A 1070-nucleotide genomic window follows, 5' to 3' on the forward strand; every position below is an offset into this window, starting at 1 on the left:
CGCGCGGCGCAACGGGATGAGGAACGGGTGCGGGCGGCGTACGACGCGGCCGCCGGGGCGGAGGAGCGGGCGCGCGAACGGCTGGCCGAGGTGGAACAGGCGCTCGCGGAGCTCCGCGAGCGGAAGGTGGCGCTGCAGGAGGAGGCCAACGGTCGACGGGCCGAGCGGCAGGCCGCCCAGCGGGACCTGACCGCCGCGACCCGCCGCCTCCAACGCGCCCGCGACCGCCAACCCGAGTAGCCCCGGCGACGCCGCCCTCGTCCAGGCGACACCTAGGCAGCGAGGCGCAGCTGGCGACGGACCCGCGCCGGTCGCAGGCCCAGGGCAGTTACGGCCGCAACGGTTATGGCGGCCAGGCCGAGCCACAGTGCCGCCGGGCCGGCGGCGAAGAGCGCCGCGAGGACCGCGGGCGCGGCGGCCGTACCGATGCCCGTGGACAGCTGGAACCGCACCAGCGCCCGGCCGAGCAGCTCCGGCGGCGCGCCGGCGATCACCAGTGCCGTGCCCGTACCCGTGTAGAGGATCTCGCCCAGCGTGTAGAGCACGCATACCGCGGCGACCGCGCCGGCGCCGGCGGTGCCGCCGAACGCCGCGCCGCCCAAGAACCCCAGGTACGACACCGCCAGCACCACGCCGGACAGGGCGAACCCGCGACGGCGCGGCCAACGGGCGAGCCAGCGCACGACGGGCACCTGCGCGGCGATCACCAGCGCGGTGTTGCCCACGAACATGGCCGCCGACCAGGCAGGGCTCACCCGCAACTGGTCCAGCACGACGGCGGGCAGCGCGACCTCGAGCACTGAGAAGCAGAACGCCAGCGGCACGTTCGCCACGAACACCGCGGTGAGTCCGCGCAGCGGGCCCTGGCTCTCGACGCGGGCCGGGCCGGTGGGTGCCGGCGCGGTCAGCCGCATCGTCGCGGTGAGCAGAGCCGACGCGAGCATCACGACGCCGGTGACCGCCATTGTCGCGATGAGCGCGCCGCCGCCACTGCCGACGGCGACCGTGGCGACGAGCGCGCCGACGCCCAGGCCCGCGTTGCGCAGCGCCCGCCCGGCGGCGAGCGCGGC

General features: G+C 76.8%; 2 protein-coding genes. One reads left to right on the forward strand and one right to left on the reverse strand.

Annotation, left to right across the window (positions count from 1 at the left end):
- Positions 1 to 240, forward strand: a 240-nt coding sequence (locus ABD211_RS16780) for a hypothetical protein (RefSeq protein WP_344132160.1), incomplete at its 5' end; no start/stop codon positions are given.
- 32 nt (positions 241 to 272) lie between these two features.
- Here the strand turns inward: ABD211_RS16780 and ABD211_RS16785 are convergent.
- Positions 273 to 1070: MFS transporter (locus tag ABD211_RS16785; RefSeq protein ID WP_486336258.1), on the reverse strand; the 798-nt coding region annotated here is incomplete at its 5' end.

It is taken from the genome of Luedemannella flava (assembly GCF_039528515.1).
Taxonomy (GTDB): Bacteria; Actinomycetota; Actinomycetes; order Mycobacteriales; family Micromonosporaceae; genus Luedemannella; species Luedemannella flava.